Origin of the sequence: Novosphingobium nitrogenifigens DSM 19370 (assembly GCF_000192575.1) — a bacterium.
GTDB lineage: Bacteria > Pseudomonadota > Alphaproteobacteria > Sphingomonadales > Sphingomonadaceae > Novosphingobium > Novosphingobium nitrogenifigens.
The window spans coordinates 1079178-1095767 of record NZ_GL876926.1 but is presented as its reverse complement, the minus strand read 5'-3'; the positions used below and the strand labels follow the sequence as shown (position 1 = coordinate 1095767).

Genomic DNA, 16590 nt, shown 5'->3' with positions numbered 1-16590 from the left:
CGCGGCTGCAGGCTTGGGGGCCGCGTTTTCGCCCTTGTCGCTCGGCTTGACCGGGGATGGGCGGGCCTTCAGGCCAAGGCGGTGGGCTTTGCCGATCACGGCATTGCGGCTGACCCCGCCCAGTTCCTCGGCGATCTGGCTGGCGGTGGCACCACCTTCCCACATCTTGGTCAGTTTTTCGATCCGCTCTTCCGTCCAGCTCATGCCAAAGTCCTTCACGGGCGCAGGATACGCCCTCTTATTTCAAGTTCGGACAACGGCTTTGCCGGTTGTCCGTCGCTTGCCTCATGCGACAAGCGGTTGGGCTCCTTGCCCACCGCTTGCCATTACCTGCCGGGCGCGATACCGCACCATGCATGGCCGATCAACCGATCCCCGCGGCGTCGCGGCATGAAACCGTCTCAACGCACCCCCGTCAACTGTCCGTCGGGAATTTCCCGCCACCGGGAACGCCGATTTTCCACGGCTTCAACCGGTTGGGGCTGTGGACCCTCTATATGAAGGAGGTCCGTCGTTTCTTCAAGGTTCAGACCCAGACGATCTGGGCTCCGGCGGTGACGACGCTTCTTTATCTGGTCATTTTCACGCTGGCACTGGGGGGCGGTGGTCGCGTGGTGCTGGGCGTGCCCTTCGCCAGCTTCGTTGCGCCCGGCCTCATTGCCATGGGGATGGTCAACAATGCCTTCGCCAACTCGAGCTTCGGGCTCTTGGTCGGTAAGATCCAGGGTACGATCGTCGATTACCTGATGCCGCCGGTGTCCGAGGCCGAACTGCTGCTGGCACTGGTCTCGGCGGCGGTGACGCGCGCCATTCTTGTCGGCCTGGTGCTTTACGGCGCGATGTCGTTCTGGCCGGGGATCGACCTCTCGATCCATCACCCCTGGGCGGTTGTCTGGTTCGGACTGATGGGATCGGTGCTGTTCGCGCTGATCGGGGTGCTGACCTCGATGTGGGCGGAAAAGTTCGATCACAACGCTGCTGTCACGAATTTCATCATCACGCCGATGGCGATGCTGTCGGGGACGTTCTACGTTATCACGCGCCTGACCCCGCTGTTCCGCACGATCAGTTCATTCAACCCGGTGTTTTACGTGATCTCGGGTTTCCGCTTCGGCTTTCTGGGGCAAAGCGACATCGGCGCGACGAATGACGCCGTGCTCAGCGGTGCGGCAGGCCTTGGCGTGCTCAATGCCGTACTGGCGCTGATCACCTATGCCCTGCTCAAGGCAGGTTGGCGGATCCGGAGCTGATCGGCTGCAAGATCCAAGCCCGGTCGCGTAAAGGCGACCGGGCCCAAGTCGGGCTACCGGATCAGTGCGATAGCTTGCGACGCAGGCGATAACGCCCGTCGCGGAAACCTTCGAACATTTCCGTCAGCGAGGGGTGGTCCACCGGCCCCGATTCCGCGTCATCGGCCAGATTCTGCTGGCTGACATAGGCGACGTAGTTGTTTTCGTCATTCTCGGCGAGAAGGTGGTAGAACGGCTGATCGCGCGGCGGACGAATGTCCTCGGGAATCGATTCGTACCATTCCTCGGTATTGGCAAAGACAGGATCGATGTCGAAAATCACGCCGCGAAAATCGAACAACTTGTGCCGGACCACATCGCCGATGGCGAACCGGGCCACGCTGATGTCGGGGGCGGTGATTTCCTTGCCCGCCTGAGGCGAAAAGAAGCTCGCTTGCTGCATAGGTTATATATAGGTCCGTCGCGGGGCTCAAACAAGCGACCGGTTGTGGATTGTCTCTCCCTTCGTGTGATTTTGTGCATTACCCCCCTTGGCAAGTCAGAATCCATGCGCTAACGGCGCCTTCCCGACCGGGACAGCTCACGCTTCCCAATGACACTTCGCGGAGAGGTGGCAGAGTGGTCGAATGCACCGCACTCGAAATGCGGCATACTCGCAAGGGTATCGAGGGTTCGAATCCCTCCCTCTCCGCCAAGCCTTTCATCCCACAGCTCGCCATGGTGCGCTATTTTACGCACCAATGTGTTGAATATCCGCGATTTTCTCTGGTCCGGGAACTCCTGCGGATTTGTCTGTCGCCGAGCTCGTGTGGGATCATGTGTGGGATTGGCGAAGGACCGGTGGGTTTGTTCCGGACCGTTTCGATGATAGATTTCCGGGCATGGGAAAGCTCACTGCCTCGATGATCAAGGAGCTGCGCGAGCCGGGGCGCTATGCTGACGGCGAGGGGCTCTACCTCAGGATTTCGCCTTCTGGCGGCAAGAGCTGGGTCCTGCGCATCCAGGTGAACCGGGTCCGGCGAGACATCGGGCTGGGCGATGCCAATTACGTCTCGGTCAAGACTGCCCGGCTCGAGGCAGGCGCGGCCAGGCGTCTCGCTGCCCTGGGTATCGATCCGCTCGAGGAGCGACGCAAGGTTCTCAAGGTGATACCGACCTTTGAGGAGGCGGCGAGGCGCGCACATGCGGAGATGCTCAAGGGCTGGAAGAACGGCAAGCACACCCAACAATGGCTCAAGACGCTCGAGCTCTATGCCTATCCCAAACTGGGCAAGCTGACGGTCGACAAGATCGACGGACCGATGATTCGCGATGTGCTTGCAGAAATCTGGCTGAAGGTCCCCGAGACGGCCAGGCGTGTGCGCCAGCGCATCGGCGCGGTGCTCGACTGGTCCTATTCCAACGGCTTTCGCGATAGCGAAGCGCCGATGCGTTCATTGACCAAGGGGCTCCCGCGCCAACCCAAGCGGAAAGGGCATTTTGCGGCGCTGGCCTATCATGACGTCGCCAGCTTTCTGGACGATCTCCGCGCAAAGCCTGCCTGTGCCAGCGCTCTGGCGCTTGAGGGCCTGATCCTGACTGCGGTTCGCTCAGGAGAAATCCGCAATGCCCGCTGGTCCGAGCTGGACGAAAACCTGACGGTCTGGACCATTCCGGCTGAGCGGATGAAGATGGGCGTGACGCACTATGTGCCCCTGTCTCGCCAGGCGGCCGATGTCTTCCGCAGGGCGCGAGACCTGTGCGTCGAGGGCTCTGATCACATCTTTCCCGGGCCGATTTCGGGCGCGGCCCTGTCGGATATGGCTTTGCTGGAGCTGGTCCGTGGCATGGCGGTGCCGGTCACGGTCCACGGCTTCCGGTCCAGTTTTCGTGATTGGGCGGCAGAGGAGACCGATGTGGCCGATGCTGTTGCCGAAGCCTGTCTGGCTCATGCCGTGGGTGACAAGACCAAAGCTGCCTATCTGCGCACGGACTTCTTCCGCAAGCGTGCCAGGTTGATGCAGCAATGGGCGGACTATTGCTTGCCGCCGCCCAGGGCGACAGCCGTTCACGCGCCGCCGATATCTGCCAGTTCCGTGCAGCGCCCGGCGATCGGCGTGGTGGGCGCGGCGCGGCCCCTGCCGGTGCTGCGGCGGCGATCGGTGCGATGACGACCATAGCGAAGGCCACGCAGCCTCAGACAGGAGAAAATCCATGGCAAAGGACCGGGCCGCAGAGCCCAAACTGCCGCCGGGCATGGCATCGGGCGAGCGGCTCGCCATTCGCGTTCCGGAAGCTGCTGCTCTTCTTGGGCTGAGCCGCAGCAAATTCTACGATCTGGTTGCAGCAGGCGAGATCCCGTTGATCAAGGTTGGCAGTGCATCGATCGTCGCCATGCGGAGCCTGGAGGCCTTCATTGAGCGGCGATTGACCGAACCGGTCGTGGTCAAACCACCCAAGCCACCGCTTGGCCCGCGTCGCCGGGGATCGTTTCAGCGAATGTTGCATCCCTAGGTTGCGTGTTCCGACCTGGGCGAGAGTGTCTGCCAGGTGGGTGGGGGCGGATTGGAGAGAAGAGGAGGGGCAGGGAGGCTGAGGCCCCCCGGGAGGTTAAAGCGTCCCCTGATCCGGGCCTCGCACATGGTCCCGGAGACCTTTCATGCACGCCACTGCCGTCCCATACGCTCGACTGCGCGTGTCGCAGGCCAATGTCCGCAAGATCGAACGCGATGCCGGGCTTGATGCTCTGGCAGCCAGCATAGCCGAGCATGGTCTGCTGCAACCGCTCGTCGTCAGCCCGGCCAAGGGGCGCAAACCCTTGTTCGACATACATGCCGGGGCAAGGCGCTGGCGCGCCATCGGCCTGCTGATCGAACGGGACCTTTGGCCTGAAGATCGTATGGTCGATGTGCGGTTGCTCGACTGCGCCGAGGCCAGTGCGCGCGAAGCCAGCCTTGCCGAAAACATCCTGCGCGAGGCGATGGCACCGGCCGATGAGGCGCGCGCCTATCACGATGTCATTGCCGATGGTGCCGACGTCGAGGCGGTTGCGCGGCGGTTCGGCGTGACTGTGCGCCATGTGCAGGGGCGGTTGCGTCTGGCTGACCTGGTCGATCCCATTTTTGAAGCGCTGGCCGGCGGCGACATCACGCTTGATGTCGCCATGGCCTATGGAGCAACTTGTGATCAGGCACGTCAGTTGCTGGTCTGGGAGCGTCTGTCCGGAAACTGGCAAGGCGAAAATCCGCAGGCGATCCGCCGCGCGCTTGCCGACGATGCTCTGGCGGCCGACCATCCTGTCGCCTTGTTCCTGGGAGAAGCGGAATATCTTGCCTGCGGAGGGCGGATCGAGCGTGACCTGTTCAGCGAGGAAGGGCAGGGCAGTTGGATCGATGGCGAACTTGCGCGCGATCTGGCCATGCAAAAGCTTGCCCATGAAGCCGATGTCGCGGCGCTGGGTTGCCGCTTGGGCTGGGTCCGGCCGTGTCTTGCGTCCTGTGTCACCCACGACCAGACACGGGATCTACAGGTCTATTGGCCTCAACAGGCCGAGCCCACGGCCGAGGTATTGGCACGCATTGCGGAAATCGAGGCGCGAATGGGTGACGTCGCCGACGCCCTCGATGAGGCACCCGATGGTAGCGAGGGCGGTCTGCTCGAACAGGAATACGATGCGCTTGCCCTCGAGCGCGACCGGTTGCGCCGAACCGATCCGATCATTCCCGACGAAGACCGGCCTCGGGTCGGAACGTTTTTACGGCTCGATCTGGCCGGGCGGCCGCAACTGCACGATATGTTCTACCGGATCCGGACTGTGGATGCCGATGAGGAAGGTCGGGTGAGTGAAGAGCGAGGCCCGATGGATACCGAGGCTGCGCCCGCTCCTTCTGCGTATCCGCGTTCCCTTGAAGAACAATTGGCGATGGATCGGCGCGATGTCCTGGCGCTCCATGTCGCGCGAGATCCGGAGCTGGCGCTCGATCTGGCGATGTTTTCTCTGGCCAGCGCGGTGGCGGAACCTGGATGTCCGATCCAGACCGGTTGTACGGTTCGTTTGGGGGATCGAGGAGACCCCAAGGGGGTGAACGGCATTCCGCCATCACATGCCGCCCTCCAGCTTGCCGAACTGGAAGCAGTCCTGGGCCGGGGCTGGTGTCAGGGAGATGACGCCTTTGCGGCCTTCCAGGAATTTCGTCGCCTTGATGTCGATACCAGGCTCGCCTGGCTGGCACTGGCGGTAGGGCGCGGCCTTCGCGCAAGTCTGGCCGGAGGTGATCATGACCTTCCGTTCCAGACTCAGCTGGGGGCATTGATCGGCATCGACACTGCTCAGACCTGGCGGCCGGGCGCCGAAGGCTTCTTTGATCGCCTGCGCAAGGCTGCGATCCTTGAGATCCTTGGCGATATCGACCCGAGTCTTCCTGCTCGTCATGTCGTGGCAAAGAAGGCGGAACTGGCCGGCATTGCAACGCGGCTCTGTGCCGGAGAAGCAATCGTCGAGGCCGACATCAGGCAACGTGCCCTTGCCTGGGTACCAGAAGTCATGCGTTTCGTGACGCCGCTGCCGTCTGCGGCCGAGGACGATGACGCATCGCATCAGGCCGGACAACCGGCCCAGGCCACCTGATCAATCCATTCATGTCGACAGAAGGACGCCGCCGCAATCGGGCTGCGTCCGTCGTGCGAAAGAGGGAGACCCTCCATGCAATCGCGTCACGATGTCTATTCGCAGGTCACCAGCGAGTTGGTGACCGCTATCGAGGCAGGCGCCGGGGAATGGCGTATGCCCTGGCACCATGATGGTGCTGCGGTGACCCGTCCAGAGAATGTGGCCTCGAACCGTCGTTATCGTGGGATCAATGTCCTGGTCCTGTGGGCCGCCGCCCAGAACCGTGGGTATGCCAGCGGTTTGTGGGGCACGTATCGGCAATGGCACGCGCTTGGCGCGCAAGTCCGCAAGGGGGAGCGCGGCATCGCCGTGGTCCTGTGGAAACCGTGGTCAGGAAAAGAGGACGGATTGCCTGCCGAGGGAAGGGGCGCAGAGCGTCCCGGGCGGATGTTTGCCCGCGCCTTCATCGTCTTCAATCTTGCGCAAGTGGATGGCTATCAGCCCCACGCCCCGCCGGTTCTGCCCGAAAGCGAGCGCATCGTCCACGCCGAAGCATTCGCTGCGGCACTGGGGGTTCCGATCCGGGAAGGGGCCTATAATGCGCATTACCGCATCGATCTCGATGCGATCTTCATGCCCCCGTTTTCGGCATTCCGCAGCGCTGTCGATCATGTGGGTACGCTGTTGCATGAGTGTGGCCATGCCACCGGCGCCCGGCATCGGCTCGATCGTCGCTTCCAGGATCGTTTCAGGGACGATTGGCTTCCGATCGAAGAGGCCTGCGCGGAATTCACGGCCTCGTTCGTGCTGGCCGATCTCGGTTTGGCGCATCATCCCCGACGGGATCATGCTGCCTACATCGCGTCATGGCTCTCTTTGTTGAAGAATGATCCCCGCGCAATCTTCACCGCTGCGGGCAAGGCGCAGCAAGCCGCCGACTGGATGTGGGCGCAGCAGCCATCCGCTGACGTTCTTGCCGCGTGAGCCGCTTGTCAGCCCTGATATCGAGCTGGCGATACATGTGCGCCTTGCACCGGATGACCCCGCGCCAGCGCGCGATCTTCTGGGCTGTGCGCCTCGATGGCACCAGTTATGACGATCTGGCCTTGCGTCACGGAATCGGCATCGGGGATGTTGAGGCGGAATTTGCCGCAGCGCTTCGTCAGCTTTGCCGCGCTGTCCAAGGAAGCTGGTGGAAACGCTTGCGACTGTGGTGAAAATTCAGGTCGTTCGATGGCTTGCCATCGGACGGCTATGGCGACAGGGTGCCTGTGTCATGCGCAGCGATCTCGATCATCTTCCCGCCAACAAACAGCGAGAGCTGGAACGCGTGATGCAGGTCGTCTTCGAGGAATTCGAGGACGCCTTTGCTCTGGCCTCGCACGAGTGGAAGAAGAAGGGGCGGATTCTCAAGGTCATCCTCTACGGCAGCTACGCGCGCGGCGGCTGGGTGGACGAGCCACACACCGCGAAGGGCTACCAGTCGGACTATGACCTCCTCGTCATCGTCAACGACAGGCGCCTGACCGACCGCGTCAAATACTGGGCCAAGCTCGACGAGCGGCTAATGCGCGAATACGGTTTGGCCGGCACGATCCGCACTCCGGTCAATTTCATCGTTCACACCCTGCAGGAGGTGAACGACGGGCTGGCCCATGGGCGCTATTTCTTCATGGATGTGGCCCGCGATGGCATCGCGCTCTACCAGAGCGACGATACCGAATTGCACCAGCCCAAGCCGAAGACGCCGCATGCCGCGCTGGCCATGGCGAGGGAGTATTTTGAGGAGTGGTACCCCAGCGCGCTTGTCTATCTGGGTACCGCGCGTGATCTTGTCGCGCAGGGGAGAACCAAAGAGCCAGCCTTCATTCTCCACCAGTCTGCTGAGCGCCTTTACCACTGCGTCCTTCTGGTAGTGACCTTCTACACGCCACATGTCCACAATCTCGGCTTTTTGCGGACACAAGCCGAGCGACTGGACGTTCGCCTCGTTCACGTCTGGCCCAGTGACAACCGCAAGCAGCGCGCGATGTTTGAGAAGCTCAAGGAAGCCTACGTCAAGGCCCGCTATTCCAAGCATTATCGGATCAGCGAGGAGGAACTGGCCTGGCTCGGGGAGCAGGTCGAAGAGCTCGGCAGAGTCGTACATGCCATCTGTTCGGAACGTATTGAACAACTGGAAGAAACGGCCCGGGCTGCTGGATGACCGGCATCAGGTCGCTGTCGCTCGTGCCTTCGGATGGGGATGGAATGACAGGCTTTGGATAGCGTTAAAGCCTCGTCGGGAAGAAACGGCGCTGATGGGCCGTTAGTCGCGAGGCAAGTTCGGGCGCCAGCAATCAGATGGCTACGACATGTATGAGCAGCTCGACTATGCCGGTTTTGGAGGACGGTCCGAAACGGCAGGTCACGACCAGAGCCGGTCGTCGTGCGACGAACACCGGAATGGCAGTTCGCTCCCAAAGCGATCTAAAATCTGGTCGGCGCCAGTGCAACTGGCGTGCACTGATTGTTGGCGCCTCTACAGATTTTGCACCTAAGGCGCCTTGGCCAGTCTGCGCAGGGCCTGTGGTGGCTGTCCATACTGCCGCATGAACGCCTCACGCATGCGGCGAATGTCGACGAAGCCCGCTTCGCGCGCGATCTGGTCCATCGGGTGGCGCGTTTCCTCGATCAGCAACCGCGCGGCTTCCAGTCGCATCTGCTCGACTGCCTTGGCCGGGGTCTGGCCGGTTTCCGCGCGGAAGGCACGGGCGAACTGGCGCGGTGAAAGAGCGGCGACCTCGGCCAGTTCCTCAACTGTCAACGGATTGGCGAGATGGGCCTTGGCAAAGATCACCGCCTTCTGGATGCGGTCGCTGCTGGGGGCGAGTTCGAGCAGTTCGGAATGCTGCGATTGGCCCCCGGCGCGGCGATGGTGCATGACGAGGCGGCGGGCAATTGCGCCTGCTACGTCGCGACCGAGATCTTTCTCGATCAGGGCTACGGCGAGATCGAGCCCCGCCGTCAGTCCTGCCGAGGTCCACACTGCGCCTTCGTTGATGAAGATACGATCATCCTCGACGCGGACGTTGGGAAAATCCTCGCGCATCTGGCGAGCGTAGGACCAGTGGGTTGTCGCACGGCGGCCATCCAGCAGGCCCATCTGCCCAAGCAGGAAGGCTCCAGTGCACAGCCCTGCCACGCGGCGAGATTCCCTTGCAATGATACGCAGGGTTTCGAGCGTTGCTTCGTCCTGTCGTGGCGGGGGCACAAGGCCGGCGAGCAGGAGCAAGGTGTCTACCTGACCCACTTCGGCGAGCGGTACTGTGGGAACGGCAAAGCCGCTGGACGAGGTGACCGGGCCGCCTTCTACCGAAGCAATCGAGAGGGTGTAGTAGGGCTCGTCCTTGATGGCGTTGGCAAGTTCGAAGGCCGCCTGCACGCCCAGAGCAAGAAACTGGAAGCCGGGGGTGAGTACCATCGAAACGTGTGGCATGCGGCCTCCAAACAGCATGTCCTAAAAACGTAGTTTATACGTCATATCAGACATCGGTGTATGCGTCCATAAGGTCCGTGTCGAGAGCAACGGCGCTCTCCCCGACAGCAAGAAGGACCATGACCATGACCACTGCATCCAAGGGCACGGCTCTCATCACCGGCGCATCGACCGGCATCGGCGCGATCTATGCCGATCGCCTTGCTGCCCGCGGCTATGACCTCATCCTCGTTGCCCGCAACAAGGACAAGCTGCAGGCGCTGGCCGCGCAGATCTCGGACAAGACCGGCCGCTCGGTCGAAGTGCTCTCTGCCGACCTTGGTGACGCTGCCGATCTTGCCCGCGTCGAGAAGGTCCTGCGCGAGGATGCCAGCGTGACGGCGCTGGTCAACAACGCCGGCATCGGCACGCACACCACGCTGCTGGAAAGCGATGTCGAGAAGATGGCGGCGATGGTGCAGCTAAACGTCACTGCGCTGATGCGGCTGACCTATGCCGCGGTGCCGGGCTTCGTAGCGCGCGGTGGCGGCACGGTGATCAACATCGCTTCGATCGTGGCGGTTGCCCCCGAGCTGCTCAACGGTGTCTATGGCGGCAGCAAGGCCTTCGTCCAAGCCTTCACCACTTCGCTCAACCACGAACTGGCCGACAAGGGCATCCGCGCCCAGGCCGTGATGCCGGGTGCCACTCGCACCGACTTCTGGGCGCTGGGCGGGCTTCCGGTGGAGCATCTGCCGAGCGAGATCGTGATGGACGCAGAAGACATGGTCGATGCGGCGCTGGCCGGCCTTGACCTGGGTGAGACCGCCACGATCCCGGCGCTGCGCGACATCGAACTGTGGAACGCCTTCGAAACCGCCCGCGCCGCGCTCGGCCCGCAGCTTTCGGCCACCCGTTCCGCCCCCCGCTTCCACGTCGAGGCCTGATCCTTCCCTCCAGCCATCCTCTCCAGACAAAGGACAATTCGACATGAAACTCACCGGCAATACCATCTTCATCACCGGCGGCACCAGCGGCATCGGCCGTGGCCTGGCCGAGGCGCTGCACAAGCTCGGCAATCAGGTGATCATCTCGGGCCGCCGCACCGCGCTGCTTGACGAAGTGACCGCAGCCAACCCCGGAATGGCCTCGATCCAGCTGGACGTGACCAGCCTCGACAGCATCCGGAATGCGGCGAACGAACTGATTGAGCGGTTCCCGAACCTCAACGTCGTGTTCAACAACGCCGGGTTCATGCCGTTCGACGATGTGAGCGAGCCGGTGGATGACGATCTGGCGCAGGATCTGATCACCACCAACCTGCTCGGCCCGATCCGGGTGACATCTGCCCTGATCGAACACTTCAAGACCCAGCCGCAAGCCACCGTGCTCTATACCAGCAGCGTGCTTGCCTACGTGCCGATCGCCAGCAACGCGATCTACTCCGCCACCAAGGCCGCGCTCCATTCCTACGCCCTGTCGCAGCGGTTCCAGCTTCGCAACACCGGGGTGCAGGTGCAGGAAATCGCGCCGCCGTGGGTCGATACCGACCTGATCTACAAGAGCGGCGATCCGCGGGCGATGCCGTTGCCAGACTTCATCGAGCAGACGCTGGTGGCGCTGGCGACCGATGCGCCCGAGGTGATCGTCGATAGCATCAAGGTGATGCGCGACAATCCGGGCGCCAATGAACACACCCTGTTCGAGGCCTTCAACCAGAGCCTTGTCGACAATCCGATCCCGACTGGCGCCTGAGTCCCACCTCCCGATCAATTTCTTGAAATACGAAAGGAAAGACCATGTCTCGTATCACCATCCCCGAAACCGCCGCTGCCCCGGAAGGATCGCAGGCCACGCTGGGCGCGATCAACGGCAAGCTGGGTCGGGTGCCTAACTTCTTCCGCGTCCTGTCCAACAGCCCGGCAGTGATCAATGCCCACACAGCGTTGAACCAAGGGCTTGGCAAGGCACTTGATCTCAAGACCCGCGAGCGCATTGCCCTTGCCGTGGCGGCGGTGAACGGCTGTGAATACTGCGATGCGGCGCATAGCTACACCGGCTACACTTTCGCCAAGCTGAGCAAAGAGGAAGTGGCACTTGCCCGCCAAGGCACCTCGGCCGATCCGGACGCTGCAGCAGTTACAGCCTTTGCTCGCAAGGTAGCAGAGGTTCGGGGCAAGGTTTCGGCGGAAGACATCGCAGCCATCCGCAAGGCTGGCTTCAGCGAAGGTCAGATCGTGGAGATCGTGGCCGTTGTCGCCGAAAACTTCTTCACCAACCTGATCAACAATGTTGCTGGCACTGAAGTGGATTTTCCGGCGATCTAGGTCAGCGCTCTCAAAGCTGAAAATCCGGCAGCCTTGTGCGGTTCGAGACCGCACAAGGCTGCGGCTTATGGAAGGACGGCTAACGGCAACGCCGGTCGTTGATCGGATCTTCCACGAACAACCGCTTTGTCCCACGACGCCGCGTTCCGCTGTTGGCGGCAGCCGACCAACTCATGCCGTTCAATAGCGGCTGCGGGAATGTCGGCTCGCGCGGGAACCGGTCATTCAAAATGCGAAGGCTGCCGGGCTTCAAGGCATCCCAATCTCCTCTGTTCTGGCTATCACACGCTTACCCCCAGAACAACCATTCGCCGAGGATGTGCTCAATGCCGATTTCGACGCATGTCCCCCCAAGTCCACGCAGGGGCAGGGCGATCGTCCGCATCACGATGTGAGGCGTCCGCTTTAAATGGACGTCCAGAAACTCACATTGTCCAGGACGCAATATGCTGGGTGCCAATTTTGAGATTTTTGGCGTTCACGACCCCACCTACGGTTTGGGACCAATCTCCTTCCGCTTCTTTAGGAGCCCGATGAGTTGCATGGACGAAACCAGAGCGAGCAGCAGCATAAGCGAGAGCGTGAGCACGAAGAAGCCCTTGACGTCGTCGAAGCCCCATTCGCGCCAGCGCATCCATGCCTCGACGACGATCGCGATTCCACGAGGCAGCAAGATCAACGTCGCGGCGAGGGTGGCACCAGCGAGCGGCAGCGCCTTAGTGAACAGCGCCGTCACGACCTGGGCGCGCTGAGGCCCGCGATCCTCCTTGTCGTCGGCGGGCGTGATAGCCAGTGCTGCTGACACTGCGGGCAGCCATAACGTGTATAGCGCAGCGAGCACCGCAAGAACGAGGCTCGCCGCCGAGATGGCGTCAGGGAGATGCTCGGTGGTGCTCACCGATAGAGCGCCTGCAGCTCGTTGTACGCGCCGTTCGCCACGACATAGGTGTCAAACGTACCGGGCTTGCGGCGGATCGGCGCACGCGGCGAATTGGCAGCTGCGAGCTGACCGTTGAGCATCTCGATCACCACCGCGTTGGGGAAGCGCGCCTCGCGCTCGGCGCCTGGCTGGCCTTGGCACGCTGCGATGAAGCGGCGCGCCGCCGCCTCCATCACGCCCTTGAGGCGATTGCGGTGCCGCGACAGCGTAGCGCGCAGCAGCGCCCGGCCCTGCGCGCTGGTCAGATTGAACAGCCGCGCGATCCGTTCATCAGTTGGGAAATCGGCGGCAGGCAAGGCCATCAGGATTGCGACGAGCCGGCGCTCGCGCAGGTCGGTGACGCTGGTCATCGCCTGCCCGGCGAGCATTTCCACATATTCGCGCAGCGCCGCCGGGGCGTAGGGCTGGAAATGCTGGGCGAGGTCGGCAGGATTGCAGCCGAGTGTGTCGGCGGCGGCGGCCGCCTCGTCGTCAGACAGATCGAGGGTGAGGGTCAGATTGAGCTGAGGCATGACGACCAGCCTAGACGAGCCGCGCCCGCCGGGCAACGCGCCGCCACACGCCTTCCGCCACTCCTGCGCGGGGGGCAGCGCTTGGCCCGGTTCATGACGCTGCGAGGCGCCCGCCGAGGAAGTCCTTGTACTTGCCAGGCTCACAGAGTCGATGCGCCTCATCAAGATCGTCGCGCGCATCGGAGTCGTTCAGCGCGCGGCGTACGTCATAGCGCTGCGCCAGGAAGCTGGAGCGGAAATACGCCTGCTTGCTGTCCAGTCTCGCCAGCGCTGTGTCGATCGCGATGAGCGCATCTGCAGCCTTGTCCAGCGCGAGTTGCGCCTGCGAAAGCCGGTACAAGGCAAACGCTCCCGGCTCTGCAATGCGGAGCAGGACTGCTTCCGCTTCGGCGGGCTGATCCATCTCGATCAGCAGCTGGCCGTGCTTTTGGAGGCCGAAGTCTGTCGGCGCCTCGACCGCTTCGTAGTAGCGCAGTGCCTGCTTCTGGAAAGCCGCCCCATCTTGCGCTTTACCCACCTCGGCGAAGACTTCGCCGCACGCGGCGCGGGTCCGGTCGTCAAGCATCAACGGATCGATCAGCTCGACGCTTGCAAAGACGCGCAGGAGACGGTCACGATCGTGCCACGACCAATGGCGCGCGACAGCGGCGAAGGCAAGGAGTGCGTCCTCGGCGCCAGCCTTGGCGGCGACGACGATCTCGCGTTCGATCAGGTCGGCGTGCTTGTCGAACAGCGCCTGACGCCATTTGCCGCCCGCGGACGGCAGGGATTGCAGCGTGGCGAGTGCGACATTGCTGGACACCGCGCCTGCGGCACCTGCGGCGGTGAGTACGATATCGGCCTGCTCCGCCGCGCAGTCGACCCTCTCCTTGGCGCGACCGTAGAGGCGGACCAGCTGCAGGCGGCTGGCAGGGAGCGGGTGTGGTCCTTCTAGCACCTCCTCAAACATTGCCTGGGCCTCGGCGTCGCGGCCGACATTCTTGAGTGCCTTGGCGTAGTGATGGCGGATCTCTGTCTCGGTGCGGCTGTCGAGCCCGCCGAGCGCCGCGAGGCGCTCGTAAACCGGGAGGCGCGCACGCAGATTGTCCTTGGCGCCACCGACGGAAGCGAGCTTGTCATGTCGATAGAGCCCTTCGATCGTCTCGAGCACGGCGCGGACCTGCGCTGAGCGTGGCGCGGCGGCGTTGACCGCCAAGGCTTCCGCAGCGTCGGCTGGGTCCGGCAAGAGGTCAGGGCGCGTCTCGCCAGGCTTCCAGATCTCAAGCAGCGCGACGAGGAATGCCGGACGCGGATCGCGTGCGGCGAGCACCTCGAGCTTGGCGCGCATCGTCGAGGCGAGTACGCGGAGCGCAAGGCCTTCCTCGGCCATTAGCGCCTCGATCACGTTCTCCAGCGTGTCGTCGAGCGTCGCCATGCGCTCGGGCGTCAGCCAGCGTTGCGTCATGACGCTCGCTTGAATGATGTCGTGGAGGCGTAGCGTGCTCGGCCGGTCGGGCGCAGTGAGACCGTGCTGACGCAGCTTGGCGATGCCGATCCCGCCGATCGCGCGGCGCAGAAACCGCAGATCGCAGCTCGCTTGGCCCATCCATTCGAACAGCTGGAGCTCGTGGCCGAGCGCCGACCTGAGGCGGCCAAGCAACCGGTCGGCGAGACGCTGATCGCCCAAGGTTAACTCGGGGATCGCGGCACAGTCTTCGGCGATGTCGTTCCAGCTCGTGCCGTCCTTGACGACGCGGTTGAGGAGCGCGAGGCTGAGCGGGTGGCCGCCGACGGTGTGCAGCAGCGCGTCGAGGATGGCGTCGGGACAGGGATCAGCGAGACCCTGATCGAGGATCGCGCGCGCCTCGTCGCGCAACAGCATCGGGACCACCACGTCCCCCTCGCGCGGTGTACGCCGGGTGAGAATGATGTGCGAGCCGTCGCCACAAAGGGGCGCAAGCTCGTCGGCTCCAATCGTGTCGGCGATGTCGTCAATGATCAGCAGGCAGCGATGCGCGCGGAGCATCGCCGCAACATTGCGGCTGTCGCCGCCGCGCCAGAGCGCGATCGCCTTAAGGTCGGCGGTGCGGCGTAGCGTGTCTCCGTCGATCCACATGCAGGTGTCGTATCTCCCGCGATGTTCCTCGGCATAGGCGGCAGCTGCCTCGGATTTCCCTAGCCCGCCGATGCCGGCTATGGTCGCGACCGGGCCGCGCGCGGCGAGCGCGTCGGCGATCATCGCGCCGACCTCGGGCCGATCGACATGGCGCGAATCGACGCCCGGCACCGCAAGGCTGGCGGCGGCGTCGTCGATGATCGCCGCGAGCGCGGGCAGATGCTCGACTAGATCGTCGATTGCCGCGTCGCTCGGCAGCAGCTCGTCTACGATCACCTCGGCGATGCGGCGCGCGTCGTAAACATGGAGCGCGCGCGCGAGCATACCCGGCCAGTGCTGCGTTCGCTGGGTGAAGGCCGGGATGATGCCCTCACCCGCCTTGCGCGAGGACAAGAGGTAGATGTCGGCGACGGTGGGATGCTTGCGCAGGACGTGGAGCAGGTCGTCCCTAGCCTTAGGCATCGACCCCGAAAAATAGTCCTGATCGATCGAATATTCGGCGCCGACTCCGCCGGCATCGTCATAGCTGTCAATAGTGTGCCCGACCGGGCTCAGCTGGGCGTTGAGGCCACGATGAACGAGGACCACGTCCAAGTGATGGTCGAGGAATTTTGCCCCGAAGCGTTCGAACATCGGTCCCGGACCGATGCGGCCTATCCCGTCCATCAGCCGCGCAGTATAATCAGCCCGCAAGGATTCGCGCATTTTACTTTACCTTCTTTCGACGCGTTTAGGATGGCCGGTTTTGAAGGCGACCCTGCCGTCATTTCACGCCGAATTGCTAGTTTCGTATGTCGAACACCTGATCCGCGCTCTCTTGGAGGTGATCTAGGGTCGCTAAAGCATTGGTTGTCTTGGTCAGCTCTGTAACAGATAGCCATCTTGGCTGCCGCTGACGAGATGGATCGCGCTCTTACCGCATGGCGCTATATCTATTTCCCCACTCGCCGCTCGGGAGCCAACACCTCGTTATCGGCCCAGCTTCTGTCGTGAAGCGATACCGAGAAGGAAACACTGAACATCGGCTTACGCTTAAAGAGCCGACGTTCAGCCTGTGGCGTGTGAACGACCGCTAAGTCCCACGAGGCGTCCGTCGTTGCACCGGCAGCAGTCGACCAATTCAAGACATTTAGCGTCGTTGATTTGAGCGACGGTGAACCGCGCCGGGATTGCCGGAGGCCATTTATCTTAAATTAGGCGGCCAGTGGGACGTCGTCCAGCATGGCATAGTAGCGCTGCTCGGCTTCGACCGGCGGAATGTTTCCGATGGGCTCCAAGAGCCGCCGATTGTTGAACCAGTCCACCCATTCCAACGTGGCGAACTCAACGGCTTCGAATGAGCGCCAAGGTCCGCGGCGATGGATCACCTCGGCTTTGTAGAGGCCATTGATCGTTTCGGCCAAGGCATTGTCATAGCTGTT

General features: G+C 62.8%; 17 protein-coding genes and 1 tRNA gene. 11 read left to right on the top strand and 7 right to left on the bottom strand.

The window, feature by feature from the left end; genetic code table 11:
- The coding region (locus Y88_RS05245) for a GcrA family cell cycle regulator (protein WP_040702368.1) at window positions 1-204 on the bottom strand (204 nt) is incomplete at its 3' end.
- A 152-nt stretch (window positions 205-356) separates the two neighbouring features.
- Between Y88_RS05245 and Y88_RS05240 the strand changes: the two genes are divergently transcribed.
- Complete coding sequence (locus Y88_RS05240; RefSeq protein WP_008066932.1) at window positions 357-1250, top strand: ABC transporter permease; 894 nt, start codon at window positions 357-359, stop codon at window positions 1248-1250.
- 61 nt (window positions 1251-1311) lie between these two features.
- Here the strand turns inward: Y88_RS05240 and hspQ are convergent, their stop codons facing one another.
- A complete protein-coding gene (hspQ, locus tag Y88_RS05235; protein ID WP_008066930.1) occupies window positions 1312-1692 on the bottom strand; it encodes a heat shock protein HspQ in 381 nt (126 codons plus the stop codon).
- Window positions 1693-1854: 162 nt separating this feature from the next.
- Here hspQ and Y88_RS05230 point away from each other — a divergent pair.
- From Y88_RS05230 to Y88_RS05200, 7 genes are all read left to right on the top strand, one after another.
- Window positions 1855-1944: transfer RNA gene (locus Y88_RS05230), tRNA-Ser, on the top strand.
- Window positions 1945-2152: 208 nt separating this feature from the next.
- Complete coding sequence (locus Y88_RS05225) at window positions 2153-3400, top strand: tyrosine-type recombinase/integrase (RefSeq protein WP_232280922.1); 1248 nt, start codon at window positions 2153-2155, stop codon at window positions 3398-3400.
- A gap of 43 nt (window positions 3401-3443) precedes the next feature.
- Window positions 3444-3743: a helix-turn-helix transcriptional regulator gene (locus Y88_RS05220; RefSeq protein WP_008066926.1), complete on the top strand. Its 300-nt coding sequence runs from the start codon at window positions 3444-3446 to the stop codon at window positions 3741-3743.
- 145 nt (window positions 3744-3888) lie between these two features.
- Window positions 3889-5856 (top strand): ParB/RepB/Spo0J family partition protein, encoded by a 1968-nt coding sequence (locus tag Y88_RS05215; RefSeq protein WP_026167022.1) that lies wholly within the window; start codon window positions 3889-3891, stop codon window positions 5854-5856.
- Between the two features lie 75 nt (window positions 5857-5931).
- Window positions 5932-6822: an ArdC family protein gene (locus tag Y88_RS05210; protein WP_008066922.1), complete on the top strand. Its 891-nt coding sequence runs from the start codon at window positions 5932-5934 to the stop codon at window positions 6820-6822.
- Between the two features lie 35 nt (window positions 6823-6857).
- Window positions 6858-7055 carry a sigma factor-like helix-turn-helix DNA-binding protein gene (locus tag Y88_RS19505; protein WP_008066920.1) on the top strand — a complete coding sequence of 66 codons (198 nt, stop codon included), beginning with the start codon at window positions 6858-6860 and terminating at the stop codon, window positions 7053-7055.
- A 59-nt stretch (window positions 7056-7114) separates the two neighbouring features.
- Window positions 7115-8044 carry a HEPN domain-containing protein gene (locus Y88_RS05200; RefSeq protein WP_018075964.1) on the top strand — a complete coding sequence of 310 codons (930 nt, stop codon included), beginning with the start codon at window positions 7115-7117 and terminating at the stop codon, window positions 8042-8044.
- A 330-nt stretch (window positions 8045-8374) separates the two neighbouring features.
- Here Y88_RS05200 and Y88_RS05195 read toward each other — a convergent pair whose 3' ends face one another.
- Window positions 8375-9301, bottom strand: coding sequence for a GlxA family transcriptional regulator (locus tag Y88_RS05195; RefSeq protein WP_008066915.1), 927 nt, complete (start codon window positions 9299-9301; stop codon window positions 8375-8377).
- Between the two features lie 140 nt (window positions 9302-9441).
- Between Y88_RS05195 and Y88_RS05190 the strand changes: the two genes are divergently transcribed.
- Genes Y88_RS05190 through Y88_RS05180 form a run of 3 tightly spaced genes read left to right on the top strand, consistent with a single transcriptional unit; the run spans window position 9442 to window position 11622 of the window.
- Window positions 9442-10242 (top strand): SDR family NAD(P)-dependent oxidoreductase, encoded by an 801-nt coding sequence (locus tag Y88_RS05190; RefSeq protein ID WP_018075966.1) that lies wholly within the window; start codon window positions 9442-9444, stop codon window positions 10240-10242.
- 43 nt (window positions 10243-10285) lie between these two features.
- Window positions 10286-11050, top strand: coding sequence for an SDR family oxidoreductase (locus Y88_RS05185; protein ID WP_008066910.1), 765 nt, complete (start codon window positions 10286-10288; stop codon window positions 11048-11050).
- A 44-nt stretch (window positions 11051-11094) separates the two neighbouring features.
- On the top strand, window positions 11095-11622 hold the full coding sequence (locus Y88_RS05180) for a carboxymuconolactone decarboxylase family protein (RefSeq protein WP_008066907.1): 528 nt from the start codon (window positions 11095-11097) through the stop codon (window positions 11620-11622).
- Window positions 11623-12112: 490 nt separating this feature from the next.
- Here Y88_RS05180 and Y88_RS05175 read toward each other — a convergent pair whose 3' ends face one another.
- From Y88_RS05175 to Y88_RS05160, 4 genes are all read right to left on the bottom strand, one after another.
- On the bottom strand, window positions 12113-12520 hold the full coding sequence (locus tag Y88_RS05175) for a hypothetical protein (protein ID WP_018075968.1): 408 nt from the start codon (window positions 12518-12520) through the stop codon (window positions 12113-12115).
- Window positions 12517-13074, bottom strand: coding sequence for a hypothetical protein (locus Y88_RS05170; RefSeq protein ID WP_008066902.1), 558 nt, complete (start codon window positions 13072-13074; stop codon window positions 12517-12519). Before Y88_RS05170 ends, Y88_RS05175 begins: the two co-directional genes overlap by 4 nt.
- Before the next feature lie 91 nt (window positions 13075-13165).
- On the bottom strand, window positions 13166-15874 hold the full coding sequence (locus tag Y88_RS05165; protein ID WP_008066900.1) for an NB-ARC domain-containing protein: 2709 nt from the start codon (window positions 15872-15874) through the stop codon (window positions 13166-13168).
- A gap of 488 nt (window positions 15875-16362) precedes the next feature.
- Window positions 16363-16590 (bottom strand): integrase core domain-containing protein (locus Y88_RS05160; protein ID WP_040702367.1); only part of this gene is annotated, 228 nt, incomplete at its 5' end.

Coding starts and splice junctions, on each gene's coding strand:
- Y88_RS05170 (WP_008066902.1), bottom strand. CDS start 13,074: ATGCCTCAGCTCAATCTGACCCTCACCCTCGATCTGTCTGACGACGAG.
- Y88_RS05195 (WP_008066915.1), bottom strand. CDS start 9,301: ATGGTACTCACCCCCGGCTTCCAGTTTCTTGCTCTGGGCGTGCAGGCG.
- Y88_RS05190 (WP_018075966.1), top strand. CDS start 9,442: ATGACCACTGCATCCAAGGGCACGGCTCTCATCACCGGCGCATCGACC.
- Y88_RS05210 (WP_008066922.1), top strand. CDS start 5,932: ATGCAATCGCGTCACGATGTCTATTCGCAGGTCACCAGCGAGTTGGTG.
- Y88_RS05180 (WP_008066907.1), top strand. CDS start 11,095: ATGTCTCGTATCACCATCCCCGAAACCGCCGCTGCCCCGGAAGGATCG.
- Y88_RS05165 (WP_008066900.1), bottom strand. CDS start 15,874: ATGCGCGAATCCTTGCGGGCTGATTATACTGCGCGGCTGATGGACGGG.
- Y88_RS05225 (WP_232280922.1), top strand. CDS start 2,153: ATGATCAAGGAGCTGCGCGAGCCGGGGCGCTATGCTGACGGCGAGGGG.
- Y88_RS05185 (WP_008066910.1), top strand. CDS start 10,286: ATGAAACTCACCGGCAATACCATCTTCATCACCGGCGGCACCAGCGGC.
- Y88_RS05240 (WP_008066932.1), top strand. CDS start 357: ATGGCCGATCAACCGATCCCCGCGGCGTCGCGGCATGAAACCGTCTCA.
- Y88_RS05200 (WP_018075964.1), top strand. CDS start 7,115: ATGCGCAGCGATCTCGATCATCTTCCCGCCAACAAACAGCGAGAGCTG.
- Y88_RS05215 (WP_026167022.1), top strand. CDS start 3,889: ATGCACGCCACTGCCGTCCCATACGCTCGACTGCGCGTGTCGCAGGCC.
- hspQ (WP_008066930.1), bottom strand. CDS start 1,692: ATGCAGCAAGCGAGCTTCTTTTCGCCTCAGGCGGGCAAGGAAATCACC.
- Y88_RS19505 (WP_008066920.1), top strand. CDS start 6,858: ATGTGCGCCTTGCACCGGATGACCCCGCGCCAGCGCGCGATCTTCTGG.
- Y88_RS05220 (WP_008066926.1), top strand. CDS start 3,444: ATGGCAAAGGACCGGGCCGCAGAGCCCAAACTGCCGCCGGGCATGGCA.